General features: G+C 73.8%; 15 protein-coding genes. 5 read left to right on the top strand and 10 right to left on the bottom strand.

Annotation, left to right across the window (positions count from 1 at the left end):
- Window positions 1-185 precede the first annotated feature (185 nt).
- Together IF19_RS0112645 and IF19_RS0112650 are read left to right on the top strand one after the other, a co-directional pair.
- Window positions 186-1,760 carry a DEAD/DEAH box helicase gene (locus IF19_RS0112645; RefSeq protein ID WP_030277670.1) on the top strand — a complete coding sequence of 525 codons (1,575 nt, stop codon included), beginning with the start codon at window positions 186-188 and terminating at the stop codon, window positions 1,758-1,760.
- A gap of 389 nt (window positions 1,761-2,149) precedes the next feature.
- Window positions 2,150-2,353, top strand: coding sequence for a hypothetical protein (locus IF19_RS0112650; RefSeq protein WP_030115991.1), 204 nt, complete (start codon window positions 2,150-2,152; stop codon window positions 2,351-2,353).
- A gap of 29 nt (window positions 2,354-2,382) precedes the next feature.
- Here IF19_RS0112650 and IF19_RS0112655 read toward each other — a convergent pair whose 3' ends face one another.
- A complete protein-coding gene (locus IF19_RS0112655) occupies window positions 2,383-4,698 on the bottom strand; it encodes an MMPL family transporter (protein ID WP_030115992.1) in 2,316 nt (771 codons plus the stop codon).
- A 466-nt stretch (window positions 4,699-5,164) separates the two neighbouring features.
- On the opposite strand from IF19_RS0112655, the gene IF19_RS0112660 reads away from it, so the two are divergent.
- On the top strand, window positions 5,165-6,685 hold the full coding sequence (locus IF19_RS0112660; RefSeq protein WP_030115993.1) for an alpha/beta hydrolase: 1,521 nt from the start codon (window positions 5,165-5,167) through the stop codon (window positions 6,683-6,685).
- A gap of 194 nt (window positions 6,686-6,879) precedes the next feature.
- On the opposite strand, the gene IF19_RS0112665 is transcribed toward IF19_RS0112660, so the two are convergent.
- Both IF19_RS0112665 and IF19_RS0112670 read right to left on the bottom strand, forming a co-directional pair.
- Window positions 6,880-7,320, bottom strand: coding sequence for a universal stress protein (locus tag IF19_RS0112665; protein ID WP_030115994.1), 441 nt, complete (start codon window positions 7,318-7,320; stop codon window positions 6,880-6,882).
- A 1-nt stretch (window position 7,321) separates the two neighbouring features.
- Window positions 7,322-8,824, bottom strand: a complete 1,503-nt coding sequence (locus IF19_RS0112670; protein ID WP_030115995.1) for an APC family permease — start codon at window positions 8,822-8,824, stop codon at window positions 7,322-7,324.
- Window positions 8,825-9,017: 193 nt separating this feature from the next.
- Here IF19_RS0112670 and IF19_RS0112675 point away from each other — a divergent pair, with 193 nt between their 5' ends.
- Window positions 9,018-9,788, top strand: a complete 771-nt coding sequence (locus tag IF19_RS0112675) for a peptidoglycan recognition protein family protein (RefSeq protein ID WP_030189298.1) — start codon at window positions 9,018-9,020, stop codon at window positions 9,786-9,788.
- 149 nt (window positions 9,789-9,937) lie between these two features.
- On the opposite strand, the gene IF19_RS0112680 is transcribed toward IF19_RS0112675, so the two are convergent.
- The 5 genes from IF19_RS0112680 to IF19_RS0112700 form a co-directional block, all read right to left on the bottom strand.
- Window positions 9,938-10,303 carry a PH domain-containing protein gene (locus tag IF19_RS0112680; protein ID WP_030115997.1) on the bottom strand — a complete coding sequence of 122 codons (366 nt, stop codon included), beginning with the start codon at window positions 10,301-10,303 and terminating at the stop codon, window positions 9,938-9,940.
- A gap of 142 nt (window positions 10,304-10,445) precedes the next feature.
- Window positions 10,446-12,404: an ABC transporter permease gene (locus tag IF19_RS0112685; protein WP_030277672.1), complete on the bottom strand. Its 1,959-nt coding sequence runs from the start codon at window positions 12,402-12,404 to the stop codon at window positions 10,446-10,448.
- Between the two features lie 262 nt (window positions 12,405-12,666).
- Window positions 12,667-13,476, bottom strand: coding sequence for a molybdate ABC transporter substrate-binding protein (gene modA, locus IF19_RS0112690; RefSeq protein WP_030116000.1), 810 nt, complete (start codon window positions 13,474-13,476; stop codon window positions 12,667-12,669).
- Window positions 13,477-13,779: 303 nt separating this feature from the next.
- A complete protein-coding gene (locus tag IF19_RS0112695; RefSeq protein ID WP_030116001.1) occupies window positions 13,780-14,175 on the bottom strand; it encodes a TOBE domain-containing protein in 396 nt (131 codons plus the stop codon).
- A gap of 181 nt (window positions 14,176-14,356) precedes the next feature.
- Window positions 14,357-15,157 (bottom strand): VOC family protein, encoded by an 801-nt coding sequence (locus IF19_RS0112700; RefSeq protein ID WP_030277673.1) that lies wholly within the window; start codon window positions 15,155-15,157, stop codon window positions 14,357-14,359.
- 160 nt (window positions 15,158-15,317) lie between these two features.
- Here IF19_RS0112700 and IF19_RS0112705 point away from each other — a divergent pair, with 160 nt between their 5' ends.
- On the top strand, window positions 15,318-15,911 hold the full coding sequence (locus tag IF19_RS0112705; protein ID WP_030116004.1) for a GNAT family N-acetyltransferase: 594 nt from the start codon (window positions 15,318-15,320) through the stop codon (window positions 15,909-15,911).
- Window positions 15,912-16,058: 147 nt separating this feature from the next.
- On the opposite strand, the gene IF19_RS1000000138910 is transcribed toward IF19_RS0112705, so the two are convergent.
- Together IF19_RS1000000138910 and IF19_RS0112710 are read right to left on the bottom strand one after the other, a co-directional pair.
- Complete coding sequence (locus IF19_RS1000000138910) at window positions 16,059-16,265, bottom strand: hypothetical protein (RefSeq protein WP_078580531.1); 207 nt, start codon at window positions 16,263-16,265, stop codon at window positions 16,059-16,061.
- A gap of 60 nt (window positions 16,266-16,325) precedes the next feature.
- The gene (locus tag IF19_RS0112710; protein ID WP_030116005.1) at window positions 16,326-17,294 is read right to left on the bottom strand and encodes a TerC family protein; all 969 of its coding nucleotides are present in this window, start codon (window positions 17,292-17,294) and stop codon (window positions 16,326-16,328) included.
- Window positions 17,295-17,702: the final 408 nt, after the last annotated feature.

Raw genomic sequence — 17,702 nt, forward strand, 5'->3', positions numbered from 1 at the left:
GGACCGCGTCACGCGTCCCCGACCCCCTCCAGGTGGAGCCGCGCGTCCGGTGTGTTGATTCCCGGCGGCCGGGCTCCCTTTTCTTTCGTCATTTCATCGGCTCGTTCTTGCGATTCCGGGCGCCGTTCACCGTCGCTTTTCCCGAGGAATCCCTCGATACGTGCCCTATCGAGGAAAGGTTCTGTGTGAACCGCGAACGTACTCCCCGCTCGAACGACCGCTTCTCCCGTACGCGCTCCTCGGGCGCGCCCCGATACTCCGGTTCCGGCTCGGGCTCCGGCGGCGACCGCCGGGCCGCGGGCTTCGGCGGCGGCCCCCGGCGCTCGGGCGGTCCCGGCCGCCCCGGTGGCGGCTCGGGCCGTCGCTCCGCGTCCGGCGTCAAGGGCGAGTTCGCCCTGCCCGTGACCGTCACCCCGGCCCTCCCCGCCGTCGAGACCTTCGGCGAGCTGGAGATGCCCGCACCTCTCAAGGCGGCGCTCACCACCGCGGGGGTGACCGTGCCCTTCCCGATCCAGGCGGCCACCCTGCCGAACTCGCTGGCCGGCCGGGACGTGCTGGGCCGGGGCCGTACCGGCTCGGGCAAGACCCTCGCCTTCGGCCTCGCGCTGCTGGCCCGTGTCGCGGGCCGCCGCGCCGACGCCAAGCGCCCGCTCGCCCTGGTCCTCGTCCCCACCCGGGAGCTGGCCCAGCAGGTCACCGACGCCCTCACCCCGTACGCCCGGTCGCTCAAGCTGCGGCTCGCCACCGTCGTCGGCGGGATGTCCATCGGCCGTCAGGCGAGCGCGCTGCGCGGCGGCGCCGAGGTCGTCGTCGCCACCCCGGGCCGTCTCAAGGACCTGATCGAGCGCCGCGACTGCCGGCTGGACCGGGTGACGGTCACCGTTCTCGACGAGGCCGACCAGATGGCCGACATGGGCTTCATGCCGCAGGTCACCGAACTCCTGGACCAGGTGAACCCGGACGGGCAGCGGATGCTGTTCTCGGCCACCCTGGACCGCAACGTCGACCTGCTGGTGCGTACGTACCTGAAGGACCCGGTCGTCCACTCCGTCGACCCGGCCGCCGGCGCGGTCACGACGATGGAGCACCACGTCCTGTACGTCCAGGGCGCCGACAAGTACGCGACCACGACGGAGATCGCGGCCCGCGACGGCCGCGTGATCATGTTCCTGGACACCAAGCACGCGGTCGACAAGCTCACCGACCACCTGCTGCAGAGCGGGGTCCGCGCGGCGGCGCTGCACGGCGGCAAGTCCCAGCCGCAGCGCACCCGCACCCTGGAGCGGTTCAAGACCGGGCAGGTCACCGCCCTGGTCGCCACGAACGTCGCCGCGCGCGGCATCCACGTCGACAACCTCGACCTTGTCGTCAACGTGGACCCGCCGACCGACCACAAGGACTACCTGCACCGGGGCGGTCGCACCGCCCGCGCCGGGGAGTCCGGCAGCGTCGTCACGCTGGTGCTGCCGAACCAGCGCCGCGACATGACCCGGCTGATGGCGGACGCGGGGATCACCCCGCAGATCGCCCAGGTCCGCTCCGGCGAGGCCGAGCTGAGCCGGATCACCGGTGCGCAGAAGCCCTCCGGTGTCCCGGTCGCCGCCGCCCCGGTCAAGGAGCGCGACCGGCGCGGCAGCGCGTTCATGGGGCGCGGCACCCGGCGCGGCGGCGGGGCCCCGGCCCGGCGCGGCCGCCCCGGCGAGCCGACGCCCGAGGCCCGCGCGGCAGCGGCCCAGCGCCGGGCCAACCGCGCCGCCTGAGCAGCGGGGGCGGCGGGGCGGCCTGAGCGGCGGGGGCGGCCGGGGTACGCCCCGGCTGCCCCGGCGTTTCCGTACGTTCGGCGGCTCCGGGCTCCGTGGGTCCGGGCGTTTCCGGCGTTCCGTACGTCCGGCGGCTCCGGGGCCCGTGGGGGGCCGGGCGCTCCTGGCGTTCCGTACGTCCGGCGGCCGCCGGGTTTCGAGTGCCCAAGGCTCCCGTAATGCCGGGGCGGCGGCCGTCGTCAAGCGGGCGGGCGGAATGATCACCCGGTGAGGACAGCGGGTTTCCCGACCGCCGATCCCGCCGGGGCGCGGGCCGAACCGCCCGCGCCGGCCCCGCCGGTCCGGGCGAAGCCGTTCCCGGCCGTCGTGGCGGTGCGAGGATCGTGATCATGAACCGCAAGCTGACCGCGTTCGGCCTGACGGCGGTGGCGTCCGTGCTGCCCGCCACCGCCGCCCACGCCGACGAGACCCACACCGACGCCCACAACGGCCCGCAGGTGGCGCTGATCGCGACCGGCCAGATCGACGACCCGCTCGAAGACGTCCTGGAGCACGTCGCGGTCCTCGGCCGGACCGTCGTCGTGGACCACTGAGCCTCGCGCGCCCCGGACCTGCCCCGGCCTCACGCCGCCCCTGCGCCCCCTCCTCCCCCGCCCGTCCGCTCCGGCGGCCGCGCGCCGCCCTCGGCGTCGAGACGGGGGAGGACCCGGTCCAGCGGGCCGGGGATCCACCAGGCGGCGCGGCCCAGCAGGGTCATCACCGCGGGGACCAGCAGCAGCCGTACGACCGTGGCGTCGATGAGCACGCTGGCGGCCAGCCCGAGGCCCAGCATCTTCACCACGATGTCGTCGCTGATGACGAACGCGGCGAAGACGCTCACCATGATCAGCGCCGCGCAGGTGATGACCCGGGCGGTGATCTCCAGCGCGTGCGCCACGCTCGCGCGGGGGTCCCCGGTGCGCACCCACGCCTCGTGGATCCGGGAGAGCAGGAAGATCTCGTAGTCCATGCTCAGCCCGAAGACGATCGCGAACATCATCATCGGCACATAGCTCTCGATCGGGACCTCGCCCGACACGCCCAGCGCCGGACCGCCCCAGCCCCACTGGAAGACCGCCACCACGACTCCGTACGAGGCGGCGATCGACAGGACGTTGAGCACGGCCGCCTTCACCGCGACGAGCAGCCCCCGGAAGACCACCAGGATCACCAGGAACGCCAGCCCCACGACGACCGCGATGATCAGCGGCAGCCTGCTGGAGACGAGGTCCAGGAAGTCGACCTGGGCGGCGGTGGTGCCGGTGACGTACGTGCCCGCGGCGGTGCGGGAGACGGCCTGCGGCAGGACGTCGTCGGCGAGGCGGTTCGTCAGGGACGTGGTCCGCCCGTCCTGCGGGGCGGCCACCGAATAGGCGGTGGCGGTGAGCACGTCGCCGTCCGAGGTGGCGGTGAGCGGGGTGATCACGAGGGCGTCCGGTACGTCGGTCAACGCCTTCCGCGCCTGGTCGGCGAGGGAGGAGCGGTCGCCGGACGGCACCTTGCTCTGGTCGATGACCAGGGTGAGCGGCCCGTTGGATCCGGGGCCGAAGGCGCTCGACATCAGGTCGAAGGCGCGCCGGTCGGTGAACGACTTCGGATCGGCGCCGTCCCCGATGTGACCGAGCTGGATGAAGAGCGCCGGGAAGGACAGGACGGCCAGCAGCACCACGCCGCCGGCCAGGAACCACCAGGGCCGCCACTCCACTCGCCGCGCGTACCGGTGCCAGCCGCCGGGGCCGCCCCGGTCGGGACCCCCCTCGTCGCTTCCGTCGCGTTGCGCCGGTACGGTCTCGGCGACCGGTCTCCGTACGCGCGCCCGGTCGATGCCGCGGCCGATGAGTCCGAGCGCCGCCGGTACGAGGGTGAGGGCGCCGGCCACCGCGGTGACGACGGTGACCGCCGCGGCGAGGCCCAGCTTGCCGATGAAGCCGATCCCGGAGACCCACAGGCCGGACAGCGCGATGATCACCGTGCAGCCGGAGAGCAGCACGGCGTGTCCGCTGGTGGCGGCGGCGTTTCCGGCGGCGGCCACCGGGTCCCGGCCGTCGGCGAGGTTCTGCCGGTGCCGGGTGACCAGGAAGAGCGCGTAGTCGATGCCGACGCCGATGCCGATCATCGTGGCGAGCGTCGGGGAGACCGTCGCGAAGGTCGCGGCTGCGGCCAGCAGTCCCAGCAGCGCGAGCCCGCACAGGGCGCAGACCAGGGCGGTGATCAGCGGGAGCACGGCGGCGAGCAGGCTGCCGAAGCCGATCAGCAGGACCACGATCGCGACTCCGAAGCCGATCGCCTCGCTGGTGCGGTCGCTCGGTTCGGGGCGCGCCAGCTCCCCGAGCGACCCGCCGTACTCCACCGTCACCCCGGCCGACCGCAGCGGTCGCACCGCCTGGTCGACGCCGTCCAGGTACGAGGGGTCGAAGGTGGACGGCTGCACGCTGAACCGGACGGTGATGTACGCGGTCTCGCCGTCCGTGGAGAGCGGCCCGGTGTTCGGGTCGGGCGGCGGGGGCGGAGTGGAGCCGGACGACGGCAGCGGGCTCTGCACGGAGAGCACGTCCGGGAGCTTCTGGAGGTCGGTGACGGCGGTCGCGACCTGGTCCGAGACGGAGGTGAGCGGCTTGTCCGGGTCGTGCAGGACGACTTGGGCGCTGTAGCCGCCCGCCTGGGGTGCGTGCGCCTTCAGGACGTCGAGGCCGTCCTGGGACTGGGTGCCGGGCAGCGAGAAGTCGTCGGAGTAGTCGCCGCCGTACGCGTGCTGGAGTACCTGGAGGCCGGCGAGGGCGACCGCCCACAGGACGAGGACGATCACGAAGTGCCGGGCGCACCACGTGCCGGTGCGGTGCAGTACGCCCCGGTGGCGCGGGTCGGGCGCGCGGTCGGCGCGGGCCTGTGACGACGGCATGCGGTGCCTGCTTCCTGCGCTGCCCCGAGCGGTGCTCGGGGCCTGCCCTGCCTCGGGCGGTGCTCGGGTCCTGCCCTGCCCGGCCCGGCGGTGTACCGGCCGGGGCGTTCACGGGTCTGGGCGGGGCGGTTCCGGGGGCGGGCAGGACGCCTCGGGGTCTGGGCGGGGCGTGCCCGGGGTCGACCGGGATGCCTCGGGGGTGGGTCGCTCACTGACTTCGCATTCAACGGCTCCGGCCGCCGTCCGGCACGTCGGTGCGGGGGAACGGGTGACGGTGAAGGCGTCGGGGCTCGGGCCGGGCCGGGTCGGGGCCGCCCGATGCGCGGGGGCCGCCTGCTCGGCGTGCGGGGGTCTGCCCGGGGTGCGTACGGGGGCTGGCCGGAGGGTGAATGCGGTGGGCGGCCCCAGGATCGATCCACCGGCCTCCCGCATGGGCAGCGGGCCCGCGCTGGATCAGGCTGTGATCATGACGAATTGGACCCGTAAGGCATTACTCCTCGCCCTCTCCACCGCCGCCGCGGCCGGAACCCTGGCCGCTGTCGGCGCGCCCGTCGCCCACAGCCGCCCGGCGGGGGCCGCGGCGGCACCGCTCGACTGGGGACCCTGCGCCCCCGTGCCGGGCACGACCGTGCCCGCCGGGCAGCAGTGCGCCACGCTCCGGGTGCCGTTGGACCACCGGGCCCCCGGCGGGCCCACCGTGGAGGTGGCGGTCGCCCGGCTGCCCACCGACCGGCCCGAGGCCCGGCGCGGCACTCTGCTGGTCCTCGCCGGCGGCCCCGGCGGCTCCGGGGTGCAGCGCCTCGCGCAGAAGGGCGAGGCCCTGCGCGCCGCGACCGAGGGCGCGTACGACCTGGTCGGCCTCGACCCGCGCGGGGTCGGCGGCTCCACCCGGGCCGGCTGCGGCATCCCCGAGGCGGACCGGCATCTGGTGACCCTGCGGGCCTATCCGGCGGCGGACGGTTCGATCACGGAGAACACCGCGCGCGCCCGCCGCACCGCCGAGGCGTGCGCCCGCGACGGCGGCCCGGTGGTGCGGTCGTTCAGCACGCGGAACCAGGCCCGCGACATCGACCGGCTGCGTGCCGCGCTGGGCGAGCGCAATCTGTCCGTCTGGGGCCACTCGTACGGCAGTTACGCCGGGGCGGTCTACGCGCAGGAGTACCCGGACCGCGTCGACCGGCTGGTCCTGGACAGCGTCGGCGATCCGGACCCGGCGCGGGTGGGATCCGGCTGGCTGGCGAACACGGCTCCGGCCGTCGCCCTCCGCTTCCCCGACTTCGCGGCCTGGGCGGCGGACCCGGCCCGGGAGGCCGAGGGGCTCCGGCTGGCCCGGCGGGCCGAGGACGTGGAGCCGCTGTTCCTGGCGCTGGCACGGGAGTTGGACCGCGCACCGAGGGAGTCGGGAACCCCCGGCGTCCCGTTGACCGGGGACCGGCTGCGGCAGGCGCTCCAGAACAGCCTGATGAGCGACCGGTCGTTCCCCGCACTGGCCGGGCTGATCCGCTCGGCGCGGGAGCCTGAGGGCCGCCCGGCGCTGCCGCCCGAGCTGGCGGGCGCGCTGCCGGACGAGGACGCGACGCTGACGATGGCGGTCGTCTGCAACGACGTGCGCTGGCCGGGGCCGCACGCCGGGTACGCCCGCCGGGTCGCCGCCGACCGGGCGAGGTACCCGCTGACGACCGGGATGCCCGTGAACATAGCCCCGTGCGCCTTCTGGAAGTACGACGAGGAGCCGAAAGCCACCCGGATCACCGACGACGGCCCGTCCGAGGTCCTGATCATCCAGAGCCTGCGCGACCCGGCCACCCCGTATGCCGGGGCCCTCAAGATGCGGGCCGCGCTCGGCGAAAGGGCCCGGATGGTCACCGTCGATCAGGGCGGGCACGGGATGTACCTGGGCAACGGCAACGCCTGCGGTGACCGGGCCGTCAGCGACTTCCTCGTCACGGGCGAGCGCCCGGCCGGGGACGTGTACTGCACCGACTGACCGCTGCCCGAACCGACCGCCGCCGCGCATGGACCGCTGCCGGAACCGGCCTCCGCCGCGCATGGAGCACCGCTTGAACCGACCACCGCTTCCCATGGACCACTGCCGGAGCCGGACCGGTCCGGCGAACGGAGGGGAGGCGGCGGGGAGGGCGAGCAGCGGGGAGAGCGGGCGGCGGCCGTACTGGGGCCGTGCTATGGCCGGTCCGGGGTGTCGTCGTCCTCCGTCGGGACGCACAGCACCGGGACCGTCGACATGTGCAGCAGCTTGTGGGGCGTCGAGCCGAGCAGGGCCCCGCGCATCGGACTCTCGCCCCAGGTGCCGACCACGATGACCCGGCCCCCGTGGCGTTCGGCGGCGTCCAGCAGGGCCTGGGCCGGCCGCTCGTCCAGCACCTCGACCGAGGCCGGGACACCCGCCTCCTCGGCGGCGGTGAGCGCGTGCTCCAGGCCGGTGCGTCCGGCCTGGCGGATCGCCTCGTAGTGGCTGCGGTATTCGGCGCCGTCCCGCAGCCCGGGGGCGGCGGCCCCGTAGACCAGGACCAGTTCCTCGCCGTACGCGGCCGCCACCTCGATGGCGATGCGCAGGGCGCGGGCGGCGCCGGGGGACTCGTCGTAACCGAGGACGACCGACATCTCAACTCCCCTTCCGGCTCGGAGCGCGCACCAGATCCGGGTCCGCGACCCCCGGCCGCTCCTGCCAGAACACCGCGTCGCGCAGCCGCCACACCACCATCAGGACCACGCCGATCAGGGAGATCACGATGCCGATGACGAGCGGGGGCCCGAGCCCGAACCAGGAGGTGCCGCTGTAGGAGTTGGCCGGGTCGGACATGTCGATGATCGAGCGCACCAGCAGCCAGGTCAGCAGCCCGGCGCCGACCACCGGGCCGAGTCCGATGAGGAGGAAGTTCCGCACGCTCTCGGTGAGATGGCGGCGGTAGTAGACGGCGCAGGCCACCCCGGTCAGCGCGTAGTAGAAGGCGATCAGGAGGGACAGCGCGGTGAGCGAGTCGAAGAGGGCGTTCGTGGAGATCTGGTTGACCACCACGTACCAGGCGATGGCGATGCCGGCGACCCACCACGTACTGACGTCCGGGGTGCGGAACCGGGGGCTGATGTGTCCGAAATGCTGCGGCAGCGCCTGACGGCGGGCCATCGACAGGGCGGTCCGCGAGGCCGGGATGATCGTGGTCTGGGTGGAGGCGATCGCGGAGGTGGCTACCGCGAGCAGCAGGATCCAGTCCCAGCCGCCCAGGACGTCCCCGGCGAGCTGGGCGAAGACGAACTCCTCCTCGCCCGCGTTCTCCGCCAGGAACGCCGTTCCCGCGAAGGCGACGACCGCGAACGCGACCGACAGATAGGTCACCAGCAGCACCACGGTGGACCACAGGCCCGCTCTGCCGGGGGCGCTCGCCGAGTCCTCCGTCTCCTCGGTGAGGTTGACCGCGGACTCCCAGCCCCAGTAGATGAAGACCCCGAGCAGCAGCCCGCCGGTCAGCGCCGCCCCGCCCGCGCCGAACGGGTTGAGCCAGTCGGCGGCCGGCTCGATCGAGTCGAAGCCGGTGGTGCCCGCGTACACCCGGTACAGCGCCACCACGACGAAGACCAGCAGGAACGCCACCTGGAGGAGGATCAGCGCGTTCTGCACCTTGGCCGACAGTTCGGTGCCGATGACGCACACCGCAGTCATCACGATGATCAGCAGCACGGTGAGGAGCTGGCGCACGACGTCGTTCTCGACCCAGCCGTCCAGTCCCACGGCCAGCAGGGTGAAGCTCACCGCCACGTCGGCCAGCGACCCCACCACCAGGACGCCGGTCATGGTGATCGCCCAGCCGCCGAGCCAGCCCGCCCACGGGCCCATCGCCCGGGTCACCCAGGAGAACGTGGTCCCGCAGTCCTGGTCGACCTTGTTCAGGTAGTAGAACGCGGAGGCGATCAGCAGCATCGGCACGAAGGAGGCGAACATGACGCCCGGGGCGTAGATCCCCACCAGGGCGACGATCGGGCCGATCACGGCGGCCAGGGAGTAGGCGGGGGACGTCGCGTTGAGGCCGATCACCAGGGCGTCGACGAACCCGATCGCGTTCGGCCTGAGGCCGACATCCGGTTCGTCCCGCACACGGTCGTGGGCCATGGTTCCTCGCTCCGCCGGGCACCCCCGCCGGGAGCGGGCGATGATCCGGGTCTCATCGTAGGAAGACCCGGCGAAACCCGCATTCCGGGCGTATCGCTCTCACCGCTGAGGTGTCCCCCGGCCTGCCGGCGGGATGTCACCCGAACGGCCCGCTCCTCTGCGCGGCCGGAGGTCTGGCCGCAGGGTGGAGTCCATGTGGTCACGACGGCTCGTCCTGGGCGTCCTGGTCCTGCCCCTGGTCCTGCTGGTCTTCGGGGACGGACCGGCGTTCCGTACGCGCGGCCCCGAGCTGGCCACGGGGCCCCGCCCGCCGCGCGGCCTCCCGCAGCCGGCCCTCGTCAGCCGCCGGGAGTGGCACGCGGACGAGAAGCTGGTCCGCGAGAAGCCGCACTACACGGGCGCGGCGCGGGCGGTGTTCGTGCACCACACCGGCAACCCCAACGACTACGACTGCGCGGACGCCCCCGAGCTGATCCGGGCCGTGCAGCGGGACCACGTCCGGCAGGACGGCTGGGACGACATCGGCTACAACTTCCTCGTCGACCGCTGCGGCACCATCTACGAGGGCCGTGCGGGCGGGGCGGGCCGGTCGGTGCTCGGGGCGCACACGAAGGGGTTCAACGCCGACACGGTCGGCATCGCGGCCATCGGGAACTTCGGCCCGGGGGCCGAGGTGCCCAAGCCGATGATGGACGCGCTGGTGAAGCTGGTCGCGTGGAAACTCCGGCCCGGCGCGGACCCGTTGGGCACGGTGGACCTGGTCTCGACGAACGACGAGAGCCGTTTCGACGAGGGCCAGGTGGCCCGGCTGCACGTGGTCTCCGGCCACCGCGACAGCTTCGAGACCCGCTGCCCCGGCGACGCGCTCTACGCCCGGCTGCCCGAACTGCGCGAGCGCGCCGCGAAGCTGCGCGCCACCGTCCCCGGCCACTCGGCGGCGGCCCGGCTGCGCCCGACGTTCTGAGGCCGCGCGGAGCCGGAGCCGCGTTGTGCAGGGGGACGCCGGTGGCCGGTCGGCGGGCGCCGGTTGGCCGGCTTCCGGCCGCTCGCTTCCGGGCTGTCGGCAGACAACTACCGGCCACCGGCTACCGGCCACCGGCTACGGGTCGGCGGCTATCGGGCGACGAACTGCGTGAGTATCGCCTGCACCTCGTAGATGTCGACGCCCTTGGTGAAGGTCTTCTGGAGCGGCGTCGCGCTGCCGGAGATCCAGATCTTCAGCTCGGCGTCGAGGTCGAACGTCCCGGCGGTCTCCACCGCGAAGTGGGTGATGCTGCGGTACGGCACCGAGTGGTACTCGGTCTTCTTGCCGGTGATGCCCTGCTTGTCGACCAGGATGAGCCGCCGGTCGGTGAACAGGATCGTGTCGCGGATCAGCAGGAACGCGGCGTGCACCTGCTCGCCCTGGCCGAGCAGCCGTTCGTAGTCCTGCTGGGCGGTGGCCGGGTTGATCGTGTGGGCGTTGCCGAACAGTGCCATGGGTCCCCGTCTCTCCGATTCGTTCGTCGTGTCCGTCCACCGGAGTACGTGCGCGGTGGGGGTTCTGGTTCCCGTACCGGGTCCGGCGACACCTGCGGGAAGGGGCCCGGAGACGCCCGGACCGTCCCGCGCGCGGGTCCGGCTACAGCGGGACGACCGTCGCCTCGGTCGCCTTCACGCTGGTCCAGACGGCGCTCCCGTCGGTGAGGCCGAGTTCGGCGGCGGACTCCGGGGTGACCTCCGCGACCAGGTCCGGAGCCTCCGCCGAGGTGATCAGCAGCCGCAGCCGGCTGCCGACGGCGGTGATCTCGCGGACCGTGCCGGGCCAGACGTTGCGCGGGGAGCCGGTGGGCCGCTCCCGGTGGACCGAGACGGCTTCCGGGCCGATGACGGCGAGGGCGGGCGCGCCCGCCGGGAGGGGCTCGGCGGCCACGAGCCGCCCGCCGCCCTCGGGGGCCAGCCCGTCGGCGGTGGTGGTGCCGGGCCAGGCGTTGCGGCCGAGCATCCGCGCCACCCACGGCGAGCGCGGGTGGCGGGTGACCTCGGCGGGCGGTTCGTCCTGGAGGACCCGGCCGTCCTCCAGCACCAGGACCCGGTCGGCCAGCGAGACCGCCTCGACCGGGTCGTGGGTGACGATCAGGCAGACCCCGCCGAACCGGGCGAGGTGCCCGCGCAGGGTGTGCCGGACGCGGGCCCGGGTGGTCTGGTCGAGGGCGGCCAGCGGTTCGTCCAGCAGCAGGAGGCGGGGGCGGGCGGCCAGCGCGCGGGCGAGGGCGACGCGTTGGGCCTGGCCGCCGGAGAGCCGGTCGGGCCTGCGGTGGGCGAGGTGGCCCACCCCGAGCCGGTCCAGCCAGTCCTGGGCCTCGCGCCGGGCCTCGGCACGGGGGACGCCGTGGGCGCGGAGCCCGTACGCCGTGTTGGCCAGGGCGCTCAGGTGTGGGAAGAGCGCCCCGTCCTGGGGGACCCAGGCGACGCCCCGGCGGTGCGGGGGGAGCGCGGTGACGTCGCGGTCGCCCAGGCGCAGGACGGCGTGTGCGCGGGGGGTGAGGCCGAGGAGGGCCCGCAGGAGGGTCGTCTTGCCCGCGCCGTTCGGGCCGACCACCGCGATGGTGGTGCCGGGCCCGGCGTCCAGGGCGAGGCGGGTGAACCCGGTGACGTCGGCGTGCAGCGGCCAGGGTTCGGACGGGCGCGGGTCCGGGGGGAGGGCGGACGGTTCGGGGAGCGGGTCCGGGGCGGTGCCCGCGGGCTCCTCCGGCCGGCCCGCCGCCCGGTGCGCGGGGTCCCGGTGGTCGCCCGGGGTGCCCGTCCAGCGGCCCCGCAACGCGATCAGCACGATCATCGCGATGGCCAGGAGCAGCAGCGATACGGAGGTGGCGGCCTCCGGGGAGTCCTGGAGCAGCAGGTACACCTGGAGCGGCAGGGTCTGCGTGGTGCCGGGGAGGTTCCCGGCGAAGGTGATGGTCGCGCCGAACTCGCCGAGCGCCCGCGCCCAGGTCAGGGCGGCTCCGGCGATCAGCCCGGGGGCGACCATCGGCAGCGTCACGGTGAGGAAGACGCGGACGGGCGACGCCCCCAGGGACGCGGCGGTCTCCTCGTACCGGGGGCGCAGTCCGCCGAGCGCGCCCTCCAGCGAGATCACCAGGAACGGCATCGCGACGAACGTGGCCGCGACCACCGCCCCCGAGGTGTGGAAGGGCAGCGTGATCCCGAAGGTGTCCTCCAGCCACGGCCCGAGCAGCCCGCGCCGCCCGAACGCCAGCAGCAGCGCGACCCCGCCGACCGTCGGCGGCAGCACCATGGGCAGCAGCACCAGGGAGCGGACGAACGCCTTGCCGGGGAACGGCACCCGGGCCAGCAGCCAGGCCAGCGGCACCCCGAGCAGCAGCGAGAGCCCCAGCGCCCACAGGGAGACGAGCAGCGAGAGCCGCAGCGCCTCGGTGGTGGCGTCGGCGGTGAGGTGGTCGCCCAGTTCGCCCCAGGAGGTGCGGGCCAGGATGCCGACGAGCGGCAGCATCAGGAACGCCACGGCCAGCAGGGCGGGCACGGTCAGCAACAGGGGCGCGCGGGCCCCGGGCGTACGGCGGAGGGCCGGTCGTCTCATGGGTGACCTCGTCGGGGCGGTGGCGGGGAGGTGCGGGTGGCCCCGGCGGGGCCCGTAGGACGGTACGGGCTCCGCCGGGACGTGCGGGGAAGCGTGACGGCCGCGCGCCCCGGGCGGTGTGACGGCAGCGCGCCCGGGCGGCCGTCACACCTCCCGGACAGCGGGAGAGGCGCGCACCCCGGACGGCGGGAGAGGCGCGCACCCCGGGCGGCGGGCGGCTCATCGCGGGGCCGGGTCGCGGGGCCCGGCGCGGGGGACGTGGTTACGGCTGCTGGAAGCCCGCGCCCCGGAGGATCTGCTGCGCGGCCGGGGTGGAGAGCCAGGCGACGAACGCGGCGGCGGCCTCGCCGTGCTTCGACGTCTTCAGCGTGGCGGCCGGGTAGGAGGCGATGGCGTTCTCCGCGTCCGGGATCTCGACCGCGTCCACCTTGTCGGGGGCGGTGGCGGCGTCCGTCTTGTAGACGAGCCCCGCGTCCGCCTCGCCGAGCGACACCTTGGACAGGACCGCGCGGACGTTGGGCTCCTGGGAGACCGGCTTCACGTCGATCTTCCGCGCGTCGAGGATCTGCCGGCTGTAGCGGCCGACCGGCACCTCGGGGGCGGCCAGGACGACCTTCAGCTTCGGGTCGGCGAGGTCCTTGAGGTTCGCGACCTTCTCCGGGTTGCCCTCGCCGGTGGCGATGACGAGGCGGTTCTTGGCGATGACGACCGGCTCGCCGGTGTCGCCGGAGAGGCCGTCCATCGTCTTGGTGTCGGCGGTGACCAGGGCGTCGGCGGGCGCGCCCTGCTTCACCTGGGCGGCCAGCTCCTGGGAGCCGGCGAAGGAGAACGTCACCTTCGTGCCGGGGTTCTCCTTCTCGTACGCGGCGCCCGCCTTCTTGAAGACGTCCGTTAGCGAGGAGGCGGCCAGCACGGTCAGGTCGGCTTTCGGGGCGCCGGAAGCGGCCTCGGAGCCGCTGCCCTTGTCCTTCCCGGTGCCGGAGTCGTCGTTTCCGCAGGCGGCGAGCGGGATCAGGAGGGCGGTGGTGAGGAGGGCGGCGGCCGCGTGGCGGCGGGTGAACGGCAGGGACATGAGGGTCGGGGCTCCTTGGACGCGTGCGCGGCCGGCGGGGTGCCGGTCCGGCGGGGCAGCGGTGCGGGGCTGCGCGAGGTGGTGCTGTGCGGGTGGCGCTGGGCGGTGGCGGCGCGCGAAGTGGTGCTGCGCGGTGGCGCTGAGCGGGGTGGTGCCGGGCCGGGCGGTGCCGCGCGAGGTGGCGCCGCGCCGGGTGGTGCTGTGCGGTGGTGCGAGGCGCTGTGCCGCGCGTGCCTCAGGAGGGTTGCCCGGGGGCTGCGCGGGTTCTGGGCGGGGTGGTGCGAACGGCTGCGCGGGTCGGGTTCAGATGCGGTCGATGTGCACGTTGGTCGACTTCACCCGGGCGGTCGCCTGCATGCCGACCTCCAGCCCGAGCTCCTCCACCGCCTCCCGGGTCAGGAGCGAGACGAGCCGGTGCGGGCCGGCCTGGATCTCGACCTGGGCCGCGACGTCCCCGAGTTTCACCGCGGTGACGATGCCGGGGAACGCGTTGCGGGCCGAGGTGTACACGTCCTCCTCGTCGCCGCCCGCACCCTGGCCGACCTCGATCGAGAAGGCGGCCAGCGCACGGCCGTCGATCAGCCGGCGGCCGGACTCGTCGCGATGGGTCGCGACCCGTCCGGCGTCCGCCCAGCGGCGGGCGGTGTCGGGGCTGACCCCGAGAAGGCGTGCTGCCTGACCGATTGTGTAGGACTGCATGTGCGACACGCTAGGCCAATCAGGCTGGCGTTTGCCATTCTCTGGACGATGATCCGTCGCACCTGCGAGGCGGTTCGGAGGAATGTACGGGCCCGGCGGCGGGTGGGCCGTACCGCTCAGCCTGTGCACCCGTTCCGCCCGCCCCGACGGCTGGAGCGGGCCGCGTCAGGTGATCGCGCGGTCAGTCCGCCGGGCTCGTCGCGGGCATCCGGCCCACGGTGGTGCCCAGGTCGATCACGGCGAACGCGGCGCCCTGCGGATCGCTGATCGCCGCGAACCGGCCGAACGGGCTGTCCACCGGCCCGTACCGCAGCTCCCCGCCGCGCGCGGTCGCCTTCGCCACGGCCGCGTCGCAGTCCGGCACGGCGAAGTACACGTTGACGTACGACGGGACCTCCGGCGGGAACTCCTCGCCCATCGCCATCCGGCCGAGGACCGTCCGCCCGGCCACGTCGAACATGGTGAAGTCCATCGACTCGTCGTCGAACTTCCGCACCGTGTACGGGAAGACCGCCGGGTAGAACGCGTCCACCCGCTGCGGGTCCCGGGTGAAGACCTCGCTCCAGCAGTAACCGCCGGGCGCCCCCATCTCCGTCTCGAACCCCTCGTGACGGCCTGCCTGCCAGATGCCGAAGACGGCGCCGCCGGGGTCGCGGGCCAGCGCCATCGTGCCGAAGTCGCCGATCCGCATCGGCTCCATCAGCACCTCGCCGCCGTTGTCGCGGACCTTCACCGCGGTGGCGGCCGCGTCCGGCGACGCGAAGTAGAGACACCACGCGGAGGTGTCGTCCGCGCCCGGCATCGGCGGGACGACGGCCGCCGCGGCCCTGCCGTCCGCGAACGCCTGCGTGTAGTCGCCGAACTCCGACGCGCTCTCGCCGAACGTCCAGCCGAGCACGTCGCCGTAGAAGCTCTTGGCGCCCTCGATGTCGACGAACATGGCGTCCGCCCAGCACGGGGTGCCCTCGGGTTGTACAGCCATCGCCCCGGTCCTTCCCTGCGATCCCTGGTCTCGGCCCCGCCCCGTGCTGTCCACGCTAGGCGCGGCCCGGCGGTCGCGCGCGGCCGGACGGCGGCGACTCCCTTACGTACTAGTGCATACGCGGTACGCACTAGCGTGAAGAAAGGCTAGGGTCGGGGTCATGACCGCGCTCCCGCCCCGGCCCGTGACCCTGACCGGGCAGTACGTCGCCCTCGTGCCGCTGGCCCCCGACCACCTGGACGACCTCTTCGCGGCGGGCGGGGGCGACGCCGAGGTGTGGCGCTGGCTGACCGGGCCGCCGCCGCGCACCCGTGAAGAACTGGGCGGCTGGATGGGCCGGCTGCTGGGCGATCCGGCGTACGTGCCGTTCGCCGTGGTCCACCGGGCGAGCGGGCGGGCCGTGGGGTGGACGACCCTGCTGGACGTGGTGGTGCCGGACGAGCGGCTGGAGATCGGCTGGACCTGGTACGGCCGCGACCACTGGCGCTCACCGGTGAACACCGAGACGAAGCTCCTGCTGCTGACGTACGCCTTCGAGGTGCTGGGCATGGGGCGCGTGCAGCTGAAGACCGACCACTTGAACGAGCGGTCCCAGGCGGCCATCGCGCGGCTCGGGGCGCGGCGCGAGGGGGTGCTCCGGCGGCACCGGCGGCGGGCGGACGGCAGTTGGCGGGACAGCGTCTACTTCTCGCTGCTCGCCGACGAGTGGCCCGAGGCGAAGGCGCGGCTCACCGCGCGCCTGGCGGAGGGCTGAGCGCGGCCGGCGGGCGGGAGGCGCGGTCGGGGGCGGGCGCGCGTTCCTCGCCGGCGCGGCTGGTGAGGGTGCGCGCCGGTGCGGCCGGGGAGGATGCCCGTCGGCGCGGCTGGGGAAGGTGCGCCCCGGCCCGATGTCCCGGCCGGTCTATCTCCGGGGCGCCCCGTGCTGCCGGGCCGGTCGCTCGTCGGCGGCGCAGTCCGCGCAGTCGGGGTTCTCGCAGGGGCCCGCCCGCCAGACGGGGACGAAGATCCCGAGGGATTTGTGGCGGTGGATCTCGGAGCGTACGGGCTGTTTGCAGGTCGGGCACATGAAAGCGGCCCGCTGTCGGGTCTCACGCTCTTTGCTGGCCATTTACTCACGATAGGCCGGGCGGGTACTTTTGGAAACCTTTAGCTGCGCTTTTGCCAGGCTTTACTTCTCGGCGGAGGAGGTGTCCGCGCCTTCCTTGCCCTCCGGCGGGCGGCGCATGCTGAGGGTCACCGACACCGCCAGGATCACGACGATCACGGCGAGGCTCACCGGGGAGGGGATCTCCGGGATCGAGGTGCTGATCATCTTGTGGGCGGCCTGGAGGATCAGCTTGACCGCGATGAAGGCGAGGATGACCGCCAGCCCGTGGCTCAGGTAGTGGAACCGGTCCAGGAGCCCCGCCAGCAGGAAGTACAGGGCCCGGAGCCCCAGGATGGCGAAGGCGTTGCTGGTGTAGACGATGAACAGGTCGTCGCTGACCGCGAGGACCGCCGGCACGCTGTCGACGGCGAAGATGAGGTCGGCTGCCTCGATCGCGGCGACCACCGCGAGCAGCGGGGTGGCGACCCGCCGCCCCTCCTCGTGGACCACGAAATGGGTGCCGGAGTAGTGGTCCTGCACCGGCATCACCTTCCGCAGCAACCGCACCGCGAAGCTCTTTCCGGGGTCGAAATTCTCCTCCTGGCCGCTGAGGATCTTGTAGCTGCTGTAGAAAAGGACCGCGGCGAAGAGGAACAGGACGAACGTGAAGCGGTTCACCACCGCGACGCCGAGCGTCAGGAACACCGCCCGGAACACCAGGGCTCCGATGACGCCGAAGAAAAGCACCCGGTGCTGGTATTCGCGGGGCACCTTGAAATAGGCGAAGATCAGCGCGAAGACGAAGAGGTTGTCGACCGACAGGCTCTTCTCCAGCAGCCAGGCGGTCGTGTACTCGGTCCCGGCGGTCGTCCCGAGCGTCACGAAGACGACCGCGCCGAAGACCAGCGCCAGCCCCACCCACAACGCGCTCCACAGCCCGGCCTCCTTGAAGCCGATGACATGCGCCTTGCGGTGGGCCAGGAGGTCGACCGCCAGGGAGACGACGACGGTCACGGCGAACACGATCCAGAGCCACACCGGTACGTCCACGCGCAGACCTCCCGCTCGGGTACTTCCGAGTGTGACCCGGCCGTCGCGACGGCGCCCGCCGAAGACCACCGGGGGCGACCGCGCTCCCGCCGGGCCGGCTGTCCGGTGGACGCGGTGACCACCGTGTCCATGGCGGGACGGGCCGGGCCGCCGTCGGCCGATACGAGGCCGGTCTGTATCGGCCGATACGCGGCCGATACAGACCCGCGCGGTTCTCGAAGCTCTGCCCTGCCCGGCCGGAAGCACGGCTCGCGGACGCTGGGGGCGTACCCCGCGCCGGTGGTACGTGACCTCGGACGTTGGGAGACGCGTGCCGTGCTGAGCACCCGGAAAGGCCCGGACACCCGCGACGGGACGGCGGAGGGCGGGACACCGCCGCCCGCCTCCCCGGCCGCGCGGGAGCAAGGG

The sequence above is a fragment of the Streptomyces californicus genome (assembly GCF_000717645.1).
Classification (GTDB): domain Bacteria; phylum Actinomycetota; class Actinomycetes; order Streptomycetales; family Streptomycetaceae; genus Streptomyces; species Streptomyces californicus.